The sequence below is a fragment of the Bradyrhizobium sp. WSM4872 genome, from assembly GCF_055811715.1.
Window position 1 is genome coordinate 45,173 of sequence record NZ_JBVVPT010000032.1, and the last position, 19,843, is coordinate 65,015.

Sequence of the window (19,843 nt, forward strand, 5' to 3'; positions counted from 1 at the left end):
AGAATGAAAGCGCGCTGCTGTTCTGGTCGGGCGACCGGCGCGCCAGTCACATTTGGGAGTAGAAGCGATGCAAGGAATGTTCGTTCCTGCGAAACCTACAAACGAAAATTTCTCTAACCTGGATCAATAACCCAGGTGAATCCGCCGATGCAGCGAGCTAAAAATGCACGCCGTGAGCCGGCGCCTGCAGTTCGAGATGGCTCGCGACCGTCGCGCCGATGTCCGCAAACCCGGTGCGCTTGCCGACCGGAGAAGTTGACCGCGCGCTCCACGCCAAAATCGGCACTTGTTCCCGGGTGTGATCGGTACCGCTCCAGGTCGGGTCGCAACCATGATCGGCCGTGATGATCAGGAAATCATCCTCGCGCAGGCGATTCAGCAGATCCGGAACGCGCGCATCGAAGGTTTCGAGTGCCGCTGCATAGCCCCCGACATCTCGGCGATGGCCGTACAGCGTGTCGAAATCGATAAAATTTGCGAACAAGATCCCGCCCTCTGCAAGAGAGGCCAGCCCATCGAGCGTGGCATCGAACAGCGCCTGGTTGCCATCGCCGCGCAGGTTCCTCCCGGTCCCGCGATGGGCGAAGATGTCGTCGATCTTGCCGATCGTGACGATGTCACGGCCTGCGCTTTCGGCAAGATCGAGGATTGTCCACTCCGGCGGCGGAACGGAAAAGTCCTTCCTGTGCGCTGTCCGCTTGAAGTCACCTGCGGACGTGCCGATGAAGGGACGTGCGATGACGCGCCCGATGTTGAGGGGATCGATCAGTCGGCGGGCAATGCGGCAGACCTCATAGAGGCGTTCGAGTCCGAACGTCTCTTCGTGCGCTGCGATCTGAAACACGCTGTCGGCCGATGTATAGCAGATCGGTTCGCCCGTCCTGACGTGACGCTCGCCGAATTCGGCGATGATCTCTGTGCCGGAGGCGTGACAGTTCCCGAGGATGCCGGGCAATCGAGCCTGTTCGCACAGGCTCTCCACCAGGTCGCGCGGGAAACACGGCTTGGTTCTTGGAAAATAGCCCCAGTCGAATGGCACCGGCACGCCGGCGATCTCCCAATGACCGGATGGCGTGTCCTTGCCTTTGGAGATCTCGCTCGCGCAGCCAAATCGCGCATGCTCAGGACGGCCATCGAGCCCCGGCGGTACGCGCCCAGTGGCGAGACGGCAAGCCTGGCCCAGGCCGAGCGCAACCAGATTGGGAAGCCGAAGCGGCCCCTCCCGGCTTGGTCCGTCGGCAGTGCCGGCCATGCACATGTCAGCAATGTGGCCGACGGTATCGGCACCCTCGTCGCCGTAGTTGATGGCATCGGGCGCGGCGCCGATCCCGACGGAGTCCATCACCAGGATCAGGGCACGCATGTCGGCTCCGAGATGGCCGGGCGCGAAGACGCTGCGGACGGCGCGAGCCCGGTTTTCGCGCAATAGCGTTCGACCATCTGTGCGCAGAAATCCGCGAACTCGTTCACGTCGAGGGGCGGGCTGGTGTGATGAGGCTCGATACCCCGATGTTCTGGGGTGAAGCAGAAGGTCACCGTAACCTGAAACTCGGCCAGCGCGTCCATCTGCCGATCGAACCAGGCGAGCGCATTGGGACGGAAGCTGTCGGCCCAGGACAAGCCGGTCCTGAGATGCTGCACCCCGAGCCGGCGCATCCAGCGCACGGCGTCATTGAGGCGGTGGTCCTCGAAGTGAAACCACTGGCACAAGCCCATCGCAGGTGCATATTGGCTGAACAGGCCCGCGGCAGCTTTCGGCGTGCCGTCCTCGCGCAGCAGCCCCATGTGGAAATGCCGGTAGTAGGAGGAGCCTTCAGCTTCCTTGTGCCGCGTGGTCGCCTCCCAGCTCGAAGGAAGATCGTACAGGCTGTACCAGTGAATTCGCGGCGCCCGGCCAGTCAACAGCTCGGCGGTCCGCGTCAGTCCCCAGGCCTGCACCTCCTCGGCACCGAAGGACGAGACTCCCACCTCAGTGACCCAGACCGGCAGCGGGGTGACCGCCTTGATCTCGTCGAGCTTCACCGGCCATTCCGCGATCTGCCACAAGTTCCAGTCCAGCGGAAAGCCGTGCACGGCCACGGCATCGACATGATCGAGCACGCCGCGAGCCTGCATGTTGCGCAGGAAGGACGGATCGATTGGCGACATGCCGCCGAGCACGCGCGGAAGTGTGGGATGCGCGCTGCGGATCGCCTTTCCGGCAGCGAGCGCCAGGCTCGCGAACATGGCCCAATCCGGATCGATCAGGATGTCCCAGTGCGACTTGTTGTTGGGCTCGTTCCAGATCTTGGCGGCTTCGATCATCGACCGGTCTCCCGCGACGGATAAACCGGACCTTCCGCCTGCGGCCTTGTCACCCGCTTGCAGAGATAGACTTCCTCTTCCGGATGCGCGGCAATCGCAAAGCCAGCGCTGCGCAGCATGGCTTCGGCGCAGGCGCGGTTCGGCACCCACCAATTCGTGGGGTCGTCAGCATATTTGTTCTCGATGAAGTGCAGCTTTGGATAGCCCGGGGAATCGAACTGATCGGTGGTCCAGAAGTCGTAGTTCTTGTCGAGGGAATCCACGCGGCTGTCGCCGCGCTGCATCGACTGGAACAGCAGGAGATCGCCGGCAACGTGCTCGTGGATCAGGTCGAGTGCCAGTAGAGGGTGCCGCAAGTGGTAGAGCACCCCCATGAAGATCACGAGATCGAACTTTTCGCGCAGCTGTCCGACATCATAGGCTGACATCTTGCGGAACTCGATCCTGAGCCCGTTCACCTCGGCCGCGAAGCGGGCTTGCGCGAGATATTCATCGTCGGTGTCCAGGCCAAGGACGCGCTCGGCGCCGCGCCGCTTCATCTCCATGGCGTAGAATCCGGCATTGCAGCCGATATCGAGCACGGTCTTGCCTTCGAGACGGTCCGGGATGATTCCGGAGAAGCGGCGCCATTTCACGTTGGGATAGTCGCCGAGAAAGTGTGAAGGCGCTGTCGGCACGCCGTTCAGGTCCAGGTTGTGAAACCATGGCCCGAGCGCATCGACGCGCTGGCGGATTTCCTCGCGGGAGAGGGCGCCTCTGCTCATGCGGTCACTCCATTGTTCATTGCTTGGGCCGGGCGGGCTGCCTCCGGCGAACCGCCGGCCAGCAGTCGAAAGCGTCCGTTCCCGGCGGAGCTTTCCGCGAGCAACGCCATTGCCGTCCGGTAGCCGTCGATGGTGCCGACGTCGACATAGGATTCGCCAGCCTTGACGCCGAGACCCTGGCCGCCGGCCGCGATGTAGGCATTGACGAGTGTCCCGAAATATTCATCCCGGCGCTCGCGCTTCGTCCACAGCGACTGGAGCTCGCGAAATCCGTTGCCGGACATCTTGAAGGCGCCCCATATCCATTTCGACGCCGCATCCGGCCGCTTGACCTGGATCTCCGTGACGCGATCGCCATCGAGCACGACGGCATCGAAGAACTCGGGGTGTTCAACCGGAAACAGCAGAAACGACAGGTCAGCGGGCGGCAATGCCTGCAAGGCCGCCTTGGGGAACCAGACCGTGTCCGGAAGTCCGACCAGGATGTCTTCGTCGTGGCCGACCACAGTGCCCGCCCTGAACACGGCATCGCAGAGCCCCGACGCATCGGGCTGCACGACATAGGCGAGCTGGGCGCTGCCATAATGATCGCCGAAATATTCGAGGATGTCCGATTTGCCGGGGGAGATCACGAAGCAGATCTTGTCGGCCCCCCCAAGGATCAGCCGCTCCAGCAGATATTCCGAGACCGCGCACGGACGGTCGATGCCGTCGTCGCGTTGGCTTCCGACCGGAAGCAACTCCTTGGAGAAGGCGAGCGGCTGGATGCGGCTGCCGCGGCCCGCGGCCGGAACGATGCCCCACATGATCAGGCCTCCTCGGGTTGCTGTCGGCGCGCGCCGAGGGATGCCGTCTGCTCGAGCAGCGAAATCAGTTCGGCTGCACGCTTGTCGGATGTGTGCTGATCCATGGTCCGTTCGTATGCGCGCCCGGCGATGTGCTGAAGTTCGGCGTCGGCCATCGTCAACGCAGCAAGCGTGTCCTTCGCATCGCGTGCGATCAGGATTTCCTGGCCGGGTACAAAGAATTCATCGAGTCCCGGCCAGTCGTCGCTGAGGAGCGGGGCCTTGCAGGCAGCAGCTTCGAACAGGCGGCCGGAGGGGCACCAGCCCATCTCCGCCATGGCCCGGCGCGTCACGTTGAGTGTCAGCCGGGACGACGCAAAGAACGACGCGTGCTCCGACGGCGGCAAGTGCTGCACGAAGTAGATGTTTGGCGACCAGGGAAAATCTTCCGGGTATTGTGCACCCCCGATCAGGAAACGGCGATCCTGCCTGTTACGTGCGGGTTCGACGAACAGAGCCTCGAGCGCGCGCTGGCGATCCTGCGAATATGTGCCGAGATAGGACAGATCCGCACGGTAATGCGGCCGCGACGGCACGGGCCGATGGATGTCCGTATCGACATGGCCGTAGAGCGGGCGGACATTCCAGGCGCCGAGCCTGTCGCGAAATTCGTTGCAGATGCGGGAACCGCCGGTGAAGCTCAGGACCAGCGCGAAATCCCGCAAGCCGCGCGCTCCGATATAGGGAACGGCCTCGCCGGCCATCAGCTTCGCCAGCGTGACCGGCGTGTCGAGATCGTAGAACACGGGCACCGCGCGCCCCTCGGACAGGACGAGCTCCGTCGCGGCGATCGCGTCGGGACAATAGGAGGTCACGATCGCGACATCGGCATCGCGAATGTCGCTGCGCGCCGAAGGAAACACATCGTCCCAGTTCGTAAACAGTCGCAATTGGCCGCCGGGCAGTTCGTGCAAATCCCGCGCGCCGGCGTAGTAGGGCACGTCGCGCTCGAAAAAGACAACGCTGTGGCCGGCTCGCGCGAGATGCTTGCAAAGCCCTCGCCACAAGGTGGCGTGACCGTTGCCCCAGGACGAGGAAATTGTCAGGCCGAAAATGACGATCTTCACGCTGGCACCCGCTGATTGATCCCGGTGATCTTGAGTCCGCGATTGTCCACGCTGAGGGTGCTGACGCTGCCGGGGTCGATCTCGATCGAGAGGAAGTCGTCGAGCTCTTTCCGGGAATAGTGCAGCAGCGCCGCGCGGATCGGTTCGGCATGGCTGACGGCGACGACGACGGTGCCGCTACTATGATCATTGCGCAGCTGCTCCAGATGGGCGACGACGCGCTTCTGGAGCGATCGCATGCTTTCGCCGCCCGGCGGACGGTTCGTTCCGCGTTGTTCGTTCCAGCGCGACCATCGGAGGTCCCGGGCGAGCGCCTCGAACGACAGTCCGGTCCATTCGCCGTAGTCGAGCTCGTCGAGTGCCGGCACGATCTCGACCGGCAAGCCGAAATGCGCCGCCAGGATACAGGCCGACTGCATGCAGCGCCGCTGCGGGCTCGACTGCACCATGCTCGGCGGCGGCGTGAAGGTATCGGCGCATCGCGCGATTTCCTCGCAGCCGAGATCATCGAGTTCTACGCCCTTCATCCGGCCGCAGAGCGTGCGGCCGAGCAGGGCATGATGCCCATGGCGGATCAGATGAATGATCTTCGCCATCAGGTGTACGCCTTGTCGTCGATGAAGGCGCGGGTCCGTCGCCCGGCCTCCTCGTCCGTGAACTGCTGAGGCGGCGACTTCATGAAATAACTCGAGGGGCCCGTCAGCGCGCCGGCCTGCCCGCGGTCCATGGCAAGCTTGGCGCAGCGGACCGCGTCGATTACGACACCCGCCGAGTTCGGGGAGTCCCAGACCTCGAGCTTGACTTCCGCGCTCAAGGGCACACCGCCGAACGTCGTGCCCTCCAGGCGGATAAAGGCCAGCTTGCGGTCGGTCAGCCACGGCACATGGTCACTCGGGCCGACATGGATATTGTCGGCATCCATGGGCACGTCGAACTGGCTGGTCACGGCCTGGGTTTTGGAGATCTTTTTTGATGTCAGCCTTTCGCGCTCGAGCATGTTCTTGAAATCGGTGTTGCCGCCGACATTCAGCTGGTAGGTTCTGTCCAGCCGCACGCCGCGTTCGCGGAAGAGATTGGCGAGCACACGGTGCAGAATGGTGGCGCCGACCTGGCTTTTGATGTCGTCGCCGATGATCGGCAGACCTGCATCCTCGAAACGCCGCCGCCAGTCGGGATTTGAGGCAATGAAGACCGGGATGCAATTGACGTAGCCGCAGCCGGCCTCGATCGCGCGCGCGGCGTAAAATTCGCTCGCGCGCTGCGAGCCGACGGGAAGATAGGACACAAGCACGTCCGTGCGCGACGTCGCGAGCACTTCGGAGACGTCCGCTTCCGGAACATCCGCAATCGGGACGTCGTCCTTGAGATAATGGCCGACGCCGTCCATGACCGGGCCGCGTTGGACCACGACGCCGGTGGGCGCAACGTCGGAGAAGCGGTGCGTGTTGTTCGGCGCTGCGAAGATAGCCTCGGCCACGTCGCGTCCGACCTTACCGGCATGGACGTCAAAGGCCGACGCGACCTGAATGTCGCTGATGTGGTAGCCGCCGAGATCGGCGTTCATCAGCCCAGGCACCGGCTCATTCGATTTGGCGTCCCGGTAGTAGGAGAGCCCCTGAACGAAGGAGCTCGCACAATTGCCGACACCGACGATGCCGACGCGCACGCGCCGCCTGTCCTGAAGACGAGAATGCATGGATCTAGGCCCTCCGGAAGACGTGCAGCGTTAAGGCATGCAGTGTTGAAGACGTACAGTTTTGAAAGCTTACAGTGTTGACGTAAGTACGTCGGCGAACGTGAGGAACGTATGTTCGTTCCTGAACTCACGGCACTATGTCCGCCTCACGTCGGATTCCGGCCAAAAAAATTTCGCCCGCTTAACCTGGGATAGAATCCCGGGCATTTTGGCGGGAACGAAAAGCTTCCATGATGAAGATGAAGAAGATGATGCTTTGAGAGAGTCCGATCTACGAAAGAACAAATCCTCGCGCCCGGCGTTCACGGCGAAACAGTCTGACGCGAGGGCCGATCCGTCGCTCGCTCCTTGTCAGCGATCGAGGTGTCACATGTCGTCAAAATCACAAACCAGCGAAGCCCAGCAGACCACCAGCCATGACGTGATCCGGAAATGGGCGGAGGAGCGCGGCGGAAAGCCCGCGACGGTCAAGGCTACCGAGGAGGACGGACACGCCGGCATCCTGCGCATCGATTTCGATCCGCCCGACGAAGGTCTCGACCGGATCAGTTGGGACGAATTCTTTGCCAAGTTCGACGAGACCGGCATTGCGTTCCTTCACCAGGACCGCACCAAGGACGGCAAGGTGAGTCGCTTTCACAAATTCGTGCGTCGTTGATCGGATCACCGCGGGTGTCAGGCGGTTGGACGGAGGCGATGCGGGCAGGCGACTTCGAACGCGCCTGGACGATCAGCGATCGCGACCTGACGATGCTTGCGTATCCACCCAAGCACACCGGCCCGCGTCATCTCCAGCGGATCTGGCGCGGCGAGGAGCTGAGGGGCAAGGATGTGCTGGTCCGCTGCTACCACGGGCTCGGCGACACCATCCAGTTCCTGCGCTTCATGCGACCGCTCCGCGATCTTGCGCGCAGCATCACTGTGTGGTGCCAGAGCGAGCTTCTGTCGCTGGTTGAGCGAGCGGCCGGCGTCGATCGTGCCTTTGCGCTCCACGACGGTCCACCTGACATCGACTTCGAGGTCGATATCGAGATCATGGAGGTGCCGCATGCCATAAGGGCGAGGCGGGAGCACGTCGAGATGCGTGCACCTTACGTATCGCTGCCGCCGGCGATCGAGCTACCACTGCCACAAGGTCTTGCCGTCGGCCTGGTTTGGGAGGTCGGCAACTGGGACAAGCGAAGGACGGTCCCGCCGTCCTTGTTGGGGCATCTTGCCGTTCCCGGCGTGACGCTCTACTCGCTGCAACGCGGGGCCGGAACGCGCGAACTGGCCGAGATCGGCGCGAAGGACGTCAGTACGCCTGACATTACGGTTCTCGGTCATCTGCTCCAGCGGCTCGATCTGCTCATTTGCGTCGACACCATGGTGGCCCATCTCGCGGGAGCCCTCGGCGGTGACGCGTGGGTCTTGTTGCATGGGGATTGCGACTGGCGCTGGCCGTCATCCGAGTCCCATTCCCCTTGGTATCCAAGCCTGCGGTTGTTTCATCAGAGGACACCAGGCAATTGGGATGACGTCATTGGGGAGGCGCGGGAGGCCCTGATTGCACGCTCCGCAAGCCTCCAAGGTGTCGCCCGAGAGAGGCTCAAGCGAGCGCAAGGTCCGCAGTAAGTGGCCTGAGACGCGTGGCCGACGCATCGTCGCGGCTGGACGGAATGCCCAGGTAAGTCGGATCGAATCTTGCGAGCCGCACGAGTCCCGGCCAGTCCGTGATCGTTACCGTCTTACCCTGCCATTGCAGGAGATTGCATCGTCGCAGTTCCTGAATCGTGCGGTTGGCGTGGACCGGGGAGATGCTGCATGCTGCCGCAAGATCCGATTGGGTAAAGGGTGACGGCAGCCTGAGATCTCGCGCCAAGCCGACACTTTGCAGGCGGGTGGTGATCTCGCACAGCAGATGCGCCACGCGCGTCAATGCATCACGGCTGCCCAGGTTCACCGTCCAGTTGCGCTGAATGGCGTGGCTGGTGAGCAGCATCAGCAGCAATGCGCGAGACATCGCGGGCGAACGCGCGGACAGCTCGTGAAAGAAGCGGTGTGGCACGAGAGCGACGATGGCAGGGCCAAGCGCGATCAGGTTGCCGTCAACGCGAGGACGATAAAGCGTGTGTAGATCAGCGATGTCACCGGGAACATGGATTGACGTGATCTGCCCGTCCGCACTCTCTGCATCCTGCCAGGACAGATATCCCTGGAGGAGCAGACAGCACTGGGTGGCATCATCGCCATGCCGCAAAACGGCCTGGCGCGAACTGAGATGCGCGATTGTGCTTGCCATGTCCGCGAGCAGGTGGAGATCGTCGGCCGTTACGGGAGTGAGGCTCGCCAACCGGTCGGCGAGCTTGGAGAACGCAAATCCTGCCTGCATTGGTCGCCTAACAACTCAGAACCCGTCCCCAATCTGATCGATGAGAACGACAGAGCGCATTAAACTTTGATAGTTTCACTCCATGCGGGTCATTGTTTGTCTGCCCAGCATGCGCCCGGAACTCGGAGGGACCATCGGTCATACGTTCCGGAACAGTGGACGGCGCATGCGATCGTCCCCACGGATCGGACGTTTCGGGAACCGGAAGCGCGAGGAGCGCCTCCGTTCGGTCGGTATCAGGCGAAACCCCAGTGATTTCGCGGCGGGATCTGCGCGAAGATCGTGCTACTTGTGCTCATACTGTTCCGAGAGAAACTGGTTAATCGCGTCGAACGCCTGCAACCGGTTCTTCTCCAGCAGAACCATGTGCGTGCCTTCGCCGATCTCTACCCATCGCCGATATCGTGCGTGTTTCAGCGAGAGGAAAAAGTCCTGTGCCGAGTCGATGGGCACGTCCCGGTCCCATTCGGCGTGGACCAGGAGCACCGGCACGCGAATGTCGCTGGGCTCGTAAAGGGCCTTGCCGGCGGCCCAGTATTCGCGGATGTCCAGGATCGGGCCGTTCACGGCACGCATGAGCGGACGAGCTCCTGCGCTGGCCTGCGGGTCCGTCGCGAGCGAGATGTTCGCCCAGAGTTCGAAGCCGCCCGCTCGAATTAGACTTGATCGCGCTGCTACCGGTGCTGCCGAAAGCCAGCGCTCCCCGAAGTCCAGAACAGGGACGTGGCGATAGGCCCCGAGGCGGCCGCCCGCATCGATCGGAGCCGGGCCCTTCAGCAACCACAGTGGCGCGACCAGCGCGAGCTTTGCGACCTTGTCGTTATTGCCTGCCGTGTAGGCGCCGGCCACAGAGCCGCCCCAGGACATCGCGACCAGATTGAGCTGCGTGATGTTGCGCTGCTTCAGGATGTATTGGACTGCGCTGGCGAGGTCACGCACGCCGACTTCGGTGCGCACGAGCGGCTCCGACTCCTCCGGTGGTGCGTCCATTTGGGGCGGACGCGTCGATCCGCCATAGCCGCGCACGTCGAGTGCAAAGACGTCGTAACCATGCCCCGCCAGATGATCCATGAAGGAGATGCCGCCGAGCGGCACGTCGAACAGGCTTTCGGACGAATAGGTCGCGCCGTGCATCATCAGGATGGTTCGCTCGGCGGAAAACGTCGTGCGCGTCGCCTGTCGCTTGTTGCGCAAGTGAAGCGAGATGCCGGCCGTATCGCTCGGGATCATGAGATCCTCGACCACGATGTCGGGCCTCTCTGCCTGCGTGTAAGTGTGCTGGTCCATGATCGGTCTCCTTGATCAGAGGAATTGCCAGGCGAAGCGATCGCCGCAGCGGTCGATGCGTCCGACGGACGATTGTGCGAAATGGGTGGTGAAGACGGTTGCGCCAAGCTCGGCTGCGTCCTCGAGGACGGCGGCGCGCGAGCGCAAGGCGGCCTCAGGGAATTCGCAGAAGCAGGAATTGAGCGAAGGCTCATACACCTGCAACGGATGGTGCATCACGTCGCCGGCAAAAAGCGCCTGCTCGCCGCGCGATACGAGACGGATCGACGCGTGATCGATGCTGTGGCCGGGCGTCGGGATGAAAGAGATGCCGTCCAGGACCTCCTCACCATTCACGGAGATGAGCTGGGCAAGCCCTGCCTCGATCACCGGCCGCACGCTGTCGTCATAGACGCGGTCGGCCGGCTTGCGCGCCGCCGGGCCGAGCGCCGGGTCCGGGCGGGCTGCCCCTGTGGGCTCCGTGCCCGCTGCGAGGCTCTCGCCATAGGCCTGCTCGATCCCGGAGAAGACGTAAGTCGCGTTCGGGAATGTCGGAATCCAGCGACCGTTGACCAAGCGCGTGTTCCAGCCGACGTGGTCAGCATGGACATGCGTGAGCAGAACGTAGTCCACCTGTTCCGGAGTGACGCCCGCCGCCGCCAACCGCGCCAGGAACGGCTCGTTCAGACGATGCAGCGGCGGGATGTCGGGCCGGTTCTTGTCGTTGCCGGTCGCCGTATCGATCAAAATCGTGTGGTGCGGGGTTTTGACCAGCCAGCTGTGGATGCTCTGAATGAAGGTGCCGGTTGCAGGATCGAAAGAGCCTGGCTCCAGCCGGTCGCGATGGCGCTCCAGCGCATCCGGCTCGGCGTCAGGATAGAGGGCCTCGAACTTGAATGCGGCAAGCCGCAACTCATCGATCCGCGTGACGGCTGCATCGCCAATGCGATAGGTTTTCATCGCATGCGTCATCAAGGTCCTCCTCCAGGTCGTGGCTGAGCCGGCCTGATTGCCAGCGCCGCGGTGACCGGGAAGTACGAAGCGAACCACGCCGCCGGGAGGGCCGTGGGTTTGATAGGTCCCATCGACCCCGTCGATATCGAAAAGGCGGTCAGCCCAGCTTTTCAGGCCGCCGTTTTGGCTTTACCTCTCTCGTCGCGGCTCGTCCGGCCGCGATCATGTGCTTGAGCGGGGGAAGACCGATGCCGGATGCGGAACACGGTCCAGGTCGACCGGCCGACGACACCGATCTCGCCGAGATCGACCTTGGCCTATTGCTCGCCCTGGAGGCTCTGCTGCGCGAGCGGAACGTCACGCGCGCGGCGTCGCGCCTGAACATCGGTCAGCCGGCGCTATCGGCTCGGTTGAACCGGCTGCGACAGGTCTTTGCCGACCCGTTGTTCGTGCCCGCGGCGGCGGGCCGCGGCGTGGTGCCGACGACCAGAGCGGTCGAGCTGCAGGCGGAGCTGGCGGACGTGCTCGGCAAGCTCCGTCGCATGGTCGAAGGGCCGGCCGCATTCGACCCTGTCCACAGCCAGCGCACCTTTGTCGTTGCCATCCACGAGAATCCAGCCGTGACCTTGGCGCCCGGATTCGTCGCGCGGTTGACCTCCACGGCTGCACGGGCGCGGCTGGCCTTCGTCCATCCCACGCGCGACGTGGTCGATCGGCTTGAGCGAGGCGAGATCGACATTCTGGTGACGGGGGCTGACGGCGCACACGGCGATCTGATGCAGCGCCCGCTTTTCGAGGACAGCTTCCTCTCCGCCCAGCGCAAGGGTCATCCCCGCGGCAACAGCGCGCTCGATCTCGATCGCTTTTGTGCGCTCGATCATCTGCTGATCTCTGCCGACGGCGGCGGCTTTTCCGGGCTGGTCGACGACGCGCTGGCTGCGCTTGGCCGTTCCCGACGTGTCGCCGTCTCGATTCAAACCTATGCGCTGGCGCCGGTCATCCTTGCGCAAAGTGACTGTATCTGCACCCTGCCGCGACGCTTTCTAATGCGATTTTCCCACGAGCTCGATCTCACGCCGCCGCCGCTCGATCTGCCGCCAGCGCGTATCGTTGCGCTGTGGCATCCGCGCAATCAGGAGGACGGAGCTCATGCTTGGCTACGCGAGTGCCTGTACCAAGCGGCCGCCTCCTGATTCGACTTGCCTCAACCGCAACAGGTCACGCATTTGGGCTTGATGATCGTCGGGACTCTCAATCAGCGGCTCCCGTGCCACTATTGTCGAGCGGCGATGGCTGTGATCTCGAGTTTGACGCCGGGACCGAGATCGGCGACGCCGATTGCGGCGCGCGCCGGCAGATGAGCCTCTGCAAAATGCGCCTTCCAGGCCGCATTGAACTCCGCCTTCTCCTTGAGGCTCGTCATGTAGATGGTCACCTGCAAGACGTTGCTCAAATCGGATCCGAGGGTCTTGAGCAGCTGCGCCAACTGCCCGAGGACGTCATTTGCCTGGCCCGACATGTCGAGGCTCGTGTCCTCTGGGACGATTCCGCCTATGTAGAGCACGCCATGATGCTCGACCACTTCGTGGAGCAGACCTTCGTAGGGCAAGACGCGCTTGATCATGATGGGACCGATGTTGTGTGTGACGGGCGGCATATCGCACATTTCAATGTCAGTGTCGTCGCAAAGAGATCTCGCGCCAAGTCTCACCGAAAGACGGACCGCGCGGCTCTGAATGCAACCGACTAAAGCGTTGAAAATAAAAGCACAAACTGGTCGAAAATCGTCTGCGAACGTTCGTCAATCTGTCTTTGCACGAGCGCCCGGCATTTTCGCCGGCCCTGACCCGACGACATCGAAGAGCGGATCGCTATACTGCCACCCGGATGACATCGGTGCGGCCGGGACCGTGCCGACCGGAACAAGGAATGCAACGATGGACGATACGATTGGCTTCCCCGACCCCGGGCTCGACCTGTCCGACGGCTTCAAGCCGCACACCTCGCATTGGGGCGTGTTCTCGGCACGTCAAGGCGAGGCCGGGCTCGAGGTCAGGGCGTATGCGGGCGACCCCGATCCGAACCGCATCATCGACAATTTTCCCGGCGCGCTGCGCCATCAGGCGCGCATCACCCAGCCGGCGATCCGCCGCGGCTGGCTCGAACGCGGTCCCGGTCCCGACGATCGCCGCGGCCGCGACGAATTCGTCTCCGTCAGCTGGGAGAAGGCGCTCGATCTGCTCGGCGACGAGCTGGCACGCATCCGTGACACGCGCGGCCCCGGCGCGGTGTTCGGCGGTTCCTATGGCTGGTCGAGCGCGGGCCGCTTCCACCACGCCCAGAGCCAGGTGCATCGCTTCCTCAACATCGCCTTGGGCGGCTATGTGCGCTCGGTGAACTCCTATTCCTCCGGCGCGTCCTCGGTGCTGCTGCCGCAGATCCTCTGCGGTTACGAGGACATCACCAAACGCAACGTCACCTGGGAGCAGATCGCGGCTGATACCGACATCGTGCTGGCGTTCGGCGGGATGGCGCTGAAGAACTCGATGGTCGCAGGCGGCTCGATCAGCAAGCATGTCGAGCGCGGCGCGATGGAAGCTGCGCGCCGCCGCGGCTGCGAGTTCATCCTGGTCAGCCCACTGCGCGAAGACCTGCCCGTCGAGGCCGGCGCCGAATGGATGACATGCGTGCCCGGCACCGACACCGCGCTCATGCTCGGCCTTGTTCATACGCTGGTCGCGGAAAACCTGCACGACCAGGCTTTCCTCGATCGCTACACCGAGGGATGGCCCGTCTTCCTGCGCTATCTCACCGGTGAGAGCGATGGCCAACCCAAGCACGCCGAATGGGCCGCCGCGATCTGCGGCGTCGACACCGACACAATCCGCAATCTGGCGCGCCGGCTTGCCGGCAAGCGCGCGCTCATCACCGTCTCTCATTCGCTCCAGCGCGCCGAGCATGGCGAACAGCCGGTGTGGATGGGCATGGTGCTGGCGGCCGCGCTCGGCCAGATCGGCCTCTCCGGTGGCGGCTACGCCTATTCGTTGGGGGCGATCGGCTATTACGGCCGCCGCGTCAACGACGTGCCGGGACCGACATTGGGGCAGGGCCGCAACGCCGTCCGCGATTTCATTCCGGTGGCGCGCATCGCCGACATGCTGCTCAACCCGGGAAGCACCTATCGTTACAACGGCGAGACGCGCACCTATCCGGATATCCGCCTCGTCTACTGGGCCGGTGGCAATCCCTTCCATCACCACCAGGACATCAACCGCCTGCGCAAAGCGTTTGCGAAAGTGGACACGCTTGTGGTGCACGAGCTCGCATGGACTGCCACGGCCCGGCATGCCGACATCGTGCTGCCCTCGACCATGACGCTCGAACGCGAAGACATCGGCTATTCCAGCAACGATCCCCTGATGGTCGCGATGCACCGGATCGCCGAGCCGTTCGGCCTTGCGCGCGACGACTACGAGATCTTCGCCGATCTCGCCGACCGCCTCGGCGCGCGCGAACCCTTCACGGAGGGGCGGACGTCACGTCAGTGGCTGGAACATCTTTATGAGCCGACCCGCGCCTCGCTCGAAGCGCGCGGCCTGGAGGCGCCGAGCTTCGAAGAGTTCTGGCGGCGCGGCAGCCTGGTCGTGCCGCAGCAGCCCGACGACGGCGGCCGGCTGCGCCGCTTCCGCGGCGATCCCGTCAATCAGGCTTTGCCGACGCCGAGCGGTCGCATCGAAATATTCTCTGCCAAGATCGCGGGTCATGGCGATGCGGATTGCCCGGGCCATCCGGTCTGGCTGGAGAAGTCCGACATGCCCGAGCCGGGGGCGCCGTGCTTCCTGGTCGCCAACCAGCCGGTGACGCGTCTGCATAGCCAGCTCGATTTCGGCGGCCATTCGCTTCAAAGCAAACATCGCGGCCGCGAGGTCGCGCGCATGAACCCGCAGGACGCAGACGCGCGCGGGATCAAGCACGCCGACATCATCCGGGTGTTCAACGCGCGCGGCGCTTGCCTCGCCGCGGTCCACGTTACCGACAGCATCGCGCCCGGCGTGATCCAGCTGCCGACCGGCGCCTGGTACGACCCGATGGACCCCGAAGACGATGCACCGCTCTGCGTGCACGGCAATCCGAACGTGCTCACCCGCGACGTCGGCACCTCGTCCTTTGCGCAAGGCTGCACCGGCCAGCTCACGACAGTCGAGGTCGAGAAGTTCACCGGCAATCTGCCGCCGATCCGGGCTTTCGATCCTGTGTAGAAAAAAGGGGGGCCGCCCTGTGTGGGTGCAGGGGCGGCCCCGAGTGGCTCGCAGGCCCGGGAGGATGAGGGCGCGAGCGAATGCTTACGCGGCTGCGCCGATCCAGTCCCTCTCCGTAGAAGGACGACGCGGAGGGAGTGCTTGCACCTCTCGCCGTCCGCCCTTGTTGGCGAGACGCCAGCGTGCCGGGGATTGATCGCTGATGCGCTTGAAGACGGTCGAAAAATGCGCCTGCGTGCTGAAGCCGACCGCCAGCGCGATCTCCGCCAGCGGCCGTTCGGTGGTGGCCAGCAGCGTCTTGGCCTGCTCGATCCGGTGGTTGAGCAGATATTCGCGGGGCCGGTAACCGGTCGCGACGCGGAACTGCGCCGCAAAGTGCATTCTGGACAGGCCGGCGACCTTGGCGAGTTCGGACAGGCTGATGCAGCGGTGGAAATGATCGGCGACATATTGCTCGACGCGCCGTAGCCGCCATTTCGGCAAGGCATTGACCTTGGCGCGTGGCAATTCCAGGCGCGCGAGATGCATCGCGAGGGTTTGGCCAATGCGGCGCGTAAACTCGTGGTCCGCGGCGTCGCCAAGTTCGATCAGCGCGTTTGCAAGCTCGGCTGCGAGCGGATCGCGCAACAGGACGAGATCATTCAATCCCTCGGTCCCGGAAGATTGCTCCGGAAATTGATCCGCGGAAATGTGAAAGTGCAAGAAGGCGCATGGCGACTGGAACTGCACGGCGAGGGGCTTCGACGGCGCGGTGAGATACAGTGTGCCCGCGGGCATGGTCCCGTCAAAAATGACCTGGCGATCCCGGATGAGCTTCGCGCGCGTGGTCCTGAGGGCGATGCCGACGAAATAGCGATCCTCAGGCGTCGTCGCTGCGTGCGACGAGGTGCTCCGCTGGTCTTCCCACCGCGAGATCGCGATGTCCTCAGCCGCCGCCCCCGCGCGCGGATCGATCTCACGCCATTGACGCTCCCGAATGATCGCTTGTGTTGCCTGGGGAATCTCGCAATCCCCCGAGGCGCCCGGAAATTCAATCCAGGCATCACCTGCCTGCAAATTGGTCAACATCATTCGTCCTCTCCGGGCTTTCTCTGCTGTTTGCAACCAGCAAACGCGCAAAGCCCTGCTTTCCATGCTGAGAGGATAGGCGTGAGCCGACCTGCAAGCTCGTTAGTGGTGATTAGGATGTGTTAGTTTTTGTGGGAGCGCATCGGGTGCGGCATCCCGTCTCAGGAAGCGCCGTTTTTGTACAATTTATCAGATGTTTGCGCATCCCCGACGCGCCTCAGGAGAGCGCCGGTCACCGCGTGGAGGTTGATGCGGCGGTGTGAGTTCCGGGCGTTGCCCTCGCTGGACCTCCCACCGGTGCCGGCTATAGTCGCGGCGCATTTCGATGGAGCGGCCTTCAGGATGAGTCAGAAGTGACCGAGCTCTCGGCAGGACAGGGTCCCCGCGGCCGCGACGCCGCGGCGATCCCAGATTTCGATGCCGTCGCGTTCGGGCCATTCTCGCTTCGGTCGCGGCTGCTGGAGAAGGATGGCTCGCCGGTCAGGCTCGGCAGCCGCGCGATGGATATTTTGCGCCTGCTGGTCAGTCGCGCCGGCGAAGTGGTCCCGAAGGACGAAATTCTCGGCTATGCGTGGTCCGGACTTTCCGTCGAGGAGGTCAGCCTGCGCGTCCATGTTGCGGAGTTGCGCAAGGTGCTCGGCGACGGAAAGGATGGGGCCCGCTACATCACCAACATTCCGGGCCGGGGCTATTGCTTTGTCGCGCCCGTGCGGCGTGGCGGGCGCGCTGAGGTGGCGGCGCTGGCGTCGCCTGCGCCTGGAAGGGCCGCGCCGCCACCGTCGCTGCCGCGCCGATTGGACCGGATGGTCGGGCGCGAGGACGCCGTGGCCGAGTTGGCGGCTCGCTTGCTCCGCGATCGTTTCGTCACGCTGCGAGGGCCGGGTGGCATCGGCAAGACCACCGTTGCGACCGCGCTCGCGCACGAAATGTGCGATGGGTTCGACGGCAACGTCCATTTCCTCGAATTCGGTCCGCTCAAGGACGCGGCCCTGGTCGCGAGCACGGTTGCTGCCGCGTTAGGACTCGTCGTGCACCACGATGATCCCTCGGCCAGCATCGTCAATTTCCTGCGCGGCCGGCGGCTTCTTCTCGTGCTCGACAGCTGCGAGCACGTCATCGAGGAGGTCGCGCGTCTTGCAGAAAACATCTACCGGGAGGCGCCGGGCATCGTCATCCTCGCAACCAGCCGCGAGTCGCTGCTGGTGGAAGGCGAGCAGATTTTCGAGCTCGTTTCGCTCCCGGGGCCGCCCCAGGGCACCCGCCTCAGTGCCGGCGAGGTGCTGGCCTATCCCGCTGTGCGCCTGTTCGTCGATCGGGCCGTCGCGGCGGGGCATCGCGACGACATCACCGACGAGGATGCCGAAGTCCTGGCCCGGATTTGCGGCAAGCTCGATGGCATCGCGCTGGCGATCGAGCTGGCTGCTGCACGTGTCGGTCTCTACGGACTGCGCGAGATGGCGGCGCTGCTCGACAACCGGCTGCAGCTCGAATGGCGCGGGCGGCGAACGGCGCCGCAGCGGCAGCAGACGCTCGGCGCTACGCTCGACTGGAGTTTCGGTCTGATCGGCGAGAACGAGCGGATCGTATTTCAGCGCCTCGCGGTCTTCGCAGGTTACTTCACGTTGAAGGGCGCGATAGCGGTCGCAGCCGGGGCGGCGATGCCGGAGGATCGCGTCGTCGAGGCGCTGGAGCAACTCGTGGTGAAGTCGCTGGTTTCCACCCAGCCGGACGGCGCATCTCGGCGCTATCGCCTGCTCGACGCAACGCGTGCCTATGCCCTGCAGAAACTGGCCGACGGCGGACAGCTGGCGCAGATCGCGCACCGTCACGCTCTCTATGTTCAATGCACGCTCGAAGCGGGCATGAAGGATAAGGAGGGCAGCGATCATGCGTCGCGATTGCAGGAACGCGCGAGCCTGCTCGCCGATGCCCGCGCTGCGCTGCAATGGAGTTACGCCAACGACGAGGGCGCCGGCTTGCGCGTGCCGCTCGCCGGCAGCTGCACAAGGCTGTTCGTCGAACTCAATTTGCTGAACGAGGCACGCATCTGGTCCGATCGCGCACTCGCAATGCTGGACGAGGCCGACCGGGGCGGCGCATGGGAGCTCGAACTTCAGTCGACGCTCGGTCACGCCTTCATGTTCACCGAGCGTAACAGCGAGCAGGCGGAAGCGGCGCTCAAGCGCGGGCTGGAAATAGCGGAAGCGCTTTCCGATCACGCCAACACATTCAGGTTGTTGTCCCGGCTCAATATGTTCTACCGCCGGACCGGTCGCTATCGGCATCTGGTGCCGACTGCGCTTCACGCCGAGCGGATTGCTCGCCTGATCGGCGATACCGCGGGCATCGCCGGGAGCAAAGCGCTGCTCGGCGTGTCGTATCACCTCGCCGGAGACCAGGCCGAGGCGCAAGCCCATCTCGACCAGGGCCTGCGCGACGACGCTGTGCTCCGCGGGACCCAACCCGGGCATTTCGCCTATTCACGCACACCGCAGATTCCGCTTGCGCGCGTGCTATGGCTGCGCGGCTTTCCCGATCGTGCGCTTGAATGCATCCGGCCGCTGGTCGGTGCTTCGGCGCCGCATGACGTGGTCATGCATTCTATCGCATTATGCTGGTCCGCTTCGGTGTTCGGCTGGCTTGGCGACTGGTCGTCGGTCGAGGCAATGACCGGTCGTCTGGCCGCGCATGCGAGCATGCACGGACTCGTCCCTTACGAAGCCGTCGCGGCGGGTTTTCGAGCGCAGAGCATGATCGCTCGGGGCGAGGTCGCCGGCGGCGTCGACCTGATGCGAAGTGCGCTTCCACGCCTGCACGCCGATCGCTACGAGCTCTACGCCTCGGCGTTCGCTGCGGATCTGTCGCGGGGCCTGGTCAGCTTGGGACAATTGACGGAAGGCATTCATGTTCTTCATGAAACCATTCTGCGGGTCGAGCAGGAAGGCGGCGGCTTCGACATGCCCGAGCTGCTCCGTCTGCGGGGAGAGTTGGAGGCCCATGGCGGCAATCCCGACGCAGCCGAGGCGGATCTCGTCGCCTCGATCTCGCTCGCCGAACAGCAGGGCGCGCTATCCTGGCGGCTGCGCGCCCAGATGTCGCTGGCGCGGCTCCGAATCCGGCAGCGTGGGCAAAATCCGCTCGAACAGCTCGCCCAAACCTATGCCCGGTTCTCGGAAGGGTTCGAGACCGCCGATCTCATTGCGGCACGGCGCATGTTGAACGAGCCGGCGGCCTGACCAGTCGAAGCGA

Annotated in this window: 17 protein-coding genes; 5 read left to right on the top strand and 12 right to left on the bottom strand. The window is 64.0% G+C overall.

Features of this window, described 5'->3' with window-relative positions; all coding sequences use genetic code 11:
• Window positions 1–157 precede the first annotated feature (157 nt).
• The 7 genes from AC0L3C_RS30410 to AC0L3C_RS30440 are packed head-to-tail and all read right to left on the bottom strand — an operon-like array spanning window position 158 to window position 6,676.
• Window positions 158–1,363, bottom strand: coding sequence for a phosphopentomutase (locus tag AC0L3C_RS30410; RefSeq protein WP_473409774.1), 1,206 nt, complete (start codon window positions 1,361–1,363; stop codon window positions 158–160).
• Window positions 1,351–2,304: a glycoside hydrolase 5 family protein gene (locus AC0L3C_RS30415; RefSeq protein WP_473260171.1), complete on the bottom strand. Its 954-nt coding sequence runs from the start codon at window positions 2,302–2,304 to the stop codon at window positions 1,351–1,353. Before AC0L3C_RS30415 ends, AC0L3C_RS30410 begins: the two co-directional genes overlap by 13 nt.
• Window positions 2,301–3,068, bottom strand: coding sequence for a TIGR04290 family methyltransferase (locus AC0L3C_RS30420; RefSeq protein ID WP_085348979.1), 768 nt, complete (start codon window positions 3,066–3,068; stop codon window positions 2,301–2,303). Before AC0L3C_RS30420 ends, AC0L3C_RS30415 begins: the two co-directional genes overlap by 4 nt.
• A complete protein-coding gene (locus tag AC0L3C_RS30425) occupies window positions 3,065–3,874 on the bottom strand; it encodes a nucleotidyltransferase family protein (protein ID WP_473409775.1) in 810 nt (269 codons plus the stop codon). Before AC0L3C_RS30425 ends, AC0L3C_RS30420 begins: the two co-directional genes overlap by 4 nt.
• Before the next feature lie 2 nt (window positions 3,875–3,876).
• Complete coding sequence (locus AC0L3C_RS30430; protein WP_473260166.1) at window positions 3,877–4,980, bottom strand: CgeB family protein; 1,104 nt, start codon at window positions 4,978–4,980, stop codon at window positions 3,877–3,879.
• On the bottom strand, window positions 4,977–5,576 hold the full coding sequence (locus tag AC0L3C_RS30435) for a histidine phosphatase family protein (protein ID WP_473409776.1): 600 nt from the start codon (window positions 5,574–5,576) through the stop codon (window positions 4,977–4,979). Before AC0L3C_RS30435 ends, AC0L3C_RS30430 begins: the two co-directional genes overlap by 4 nt.
• Complete coding sequence (locus tag AC0L3C_RS30440; protein WP_473280021.1) at window positions 5,576–6,676, bottom strand: inositol-3-phosphate synthase; 1,101 nt, start codon at window positions 6,674–6,676, stop codon at window positions 5,576–5,578. The genes AC0L3C_RS30435 and AC0L3C_RS30440 overlap by 1 nt, the downstream gene beginning before the upstream one ends.
• A gap of 370 nt (window positions 6,677–7,046) precedes the next feature.
• On the opposite strand from AC0L3C_RS30440, the gene AC0L3C_RS30445 reads away from it, so the two are divergent.
• Together AC0L3C_RS30445 and AC0L3C_RS30450 are read left to right on the top strand one after the other, a co-directional pair.
• Window positions 7,047–7,334, top strand: coding sequence for a hypothetical protein (locus AC0L3C_RS30445; RefSeq protein WP_473260158.1), 288 nt, complete (start codon window positions 7,047–7,049; stop codon window positions 7,332–7,334).
• Between the two features lie 38 nt (window positions 7,335–7,372).
• Window positions 7,373–8,290, top strand: a complete 918-nt coding sequence (locus AC0L3C_RS30450) for a glycosyltransferase family protein (RefSeq protein ID WP_473409777.1) — start codon at window positions 7,373–7,375, stop codon at window positions 8,288–8,290.
• Here the strand turns inward: AC0L3C_RS30450 and AC0L3C_RS30455 are convergent.
• The 3 genes from AC0L3C_RS30455 to AC0L3C_RS30465 all read right to left on the bottom strand — a co-directional run bounded on the left by AC0L3C_RS30455 (window position 8,265) and on the right by AC0L3C_RS30465 (window position 11,285).
• Window positions 8,265–9,047 carry a Crp/Fnr family transcriptional regulator gene (locus AC0L3C_RS30455; RefSeq protein WP_473409778.1) on the bottom strand — a complete coding sequence of 261 codons (783 nt, stop codon included), beginning with the start codon at window positions 9,045–9,047 and terminating at the stop codon, window positions 8,265–8,267. The two genes, AC0L3C_RS30450 and AC0L3C_RS30455, sit on opposite strands and share 26 nt — an antisense overlap.
• Before the next feature lie 285 nt (window positions 9,048–9,332).
• The gene (locus AC0L3C_RS30460) at window positions 9,333–10,334 is read right to left on the bottom strand and encodes an alpha/beta hydrolase (RefSeq protein WP_473409779.1); all 1,002 of its coding nucleotides are present in this window, start codon (window positions 10,332–10,334) and stop codon (window positions 9,333–9,335) included.
• 15 nt (window positions 10,335–10,349) lie between these two features.
• Window positions 10,350–11,285 (bottom strand): MBL fold metallo-hydrolase, encoded by a 936-nt coding sequence (locus AC0L3C_RS30465; protein WP_473409780.1) that lies wholly within the window; start codon window positions 11,283–11,285, stop codon window positions 10,350–10,352.
• 230 nt (window positions 11,286–11,515) lie between these two features.
• Here AC0L3C_RS30465 and AC0L3C_RS30470 point away from each other — a divergent pair, with 230 nt between their 5' ends.
• Window positions 11,516–12,460, top strand: a complete 945-nt coding sequence (locus AC0L3C_RS30470) for a LysR family transcriptional regulator (RefSeq protein WP_473409781.1) — start codon at window positions 11,516–11,518, stop codon at window positions 12,458–12,460.
• Between the two features lie 80 nt (window positions 12,461–12,540).
• Here the strand turns inward: AC0L3C_RS30470 and AC0L3C_RS30475 are convergent, their stop codons facing one another.
• Window positions 12,541–12,933, bottom strand: coding sequence for a RidA family protein (locus AC0L3C_RS30475; protein ID WP_473260655.1), 393 nt, complete (start codon window positions 12,931–12,933; stop codon window positions 12,541–12,543).
• A 271-nt stretch (window positions 12,934–13,204) separates the two neighbouring features.
• On the opposite strand from AC0L3C_RS30475, the gene AC0L3C_RS30480 reads away from it, so the two are divergent.
• Window positions 13,205–15,526, top strand: coding sequence for a molybdopterin guanine dinucleotide-containing S/N-oxide reductase (locus AC0L3C_RS30480; protein ID WP_473409782.1), 2,322 nt, complete (start codon window positions 13,205–13,207; stop codon window positions 15,524–15,526).
• 84 nt (window positions 15,527–15,610) lie between these two features.
• Here AC0L3C_RS30480 and AC0L3C_RS30485 read toward each other — a convergent pair whose 3' ends face one another.
• Window positions 15,611–16,594 (bottom strand): helix-turn-helix domain-containing protein, encoded by a 984-nt coding sequence (locus AC0L3C_RS30485; RefSeq protein WP_473409793.1) that lies wholly within the window; start codon window positions 16,592–16,594, stop codon window positions 15,611–15,613.
• Between the two features lie 353 nt (window positions 16,595–16,947).
• On the opposite strand from AC0L3C_RS30485, the gene AC0L3C_RS30490 reads away from it, so the two are divergent.
• Entirely contained in the window at window positions 16,948–19,830 is a 2,883-nt protein-coding gene (locus AC0L3C_RS30490) for an ATP-binding protein (RefSeq protein WP_473409783.1), read from the top strand.
• The last annotated feature ends 13 nt before the right edge of the window (window positions 19,831–19,843 follow it).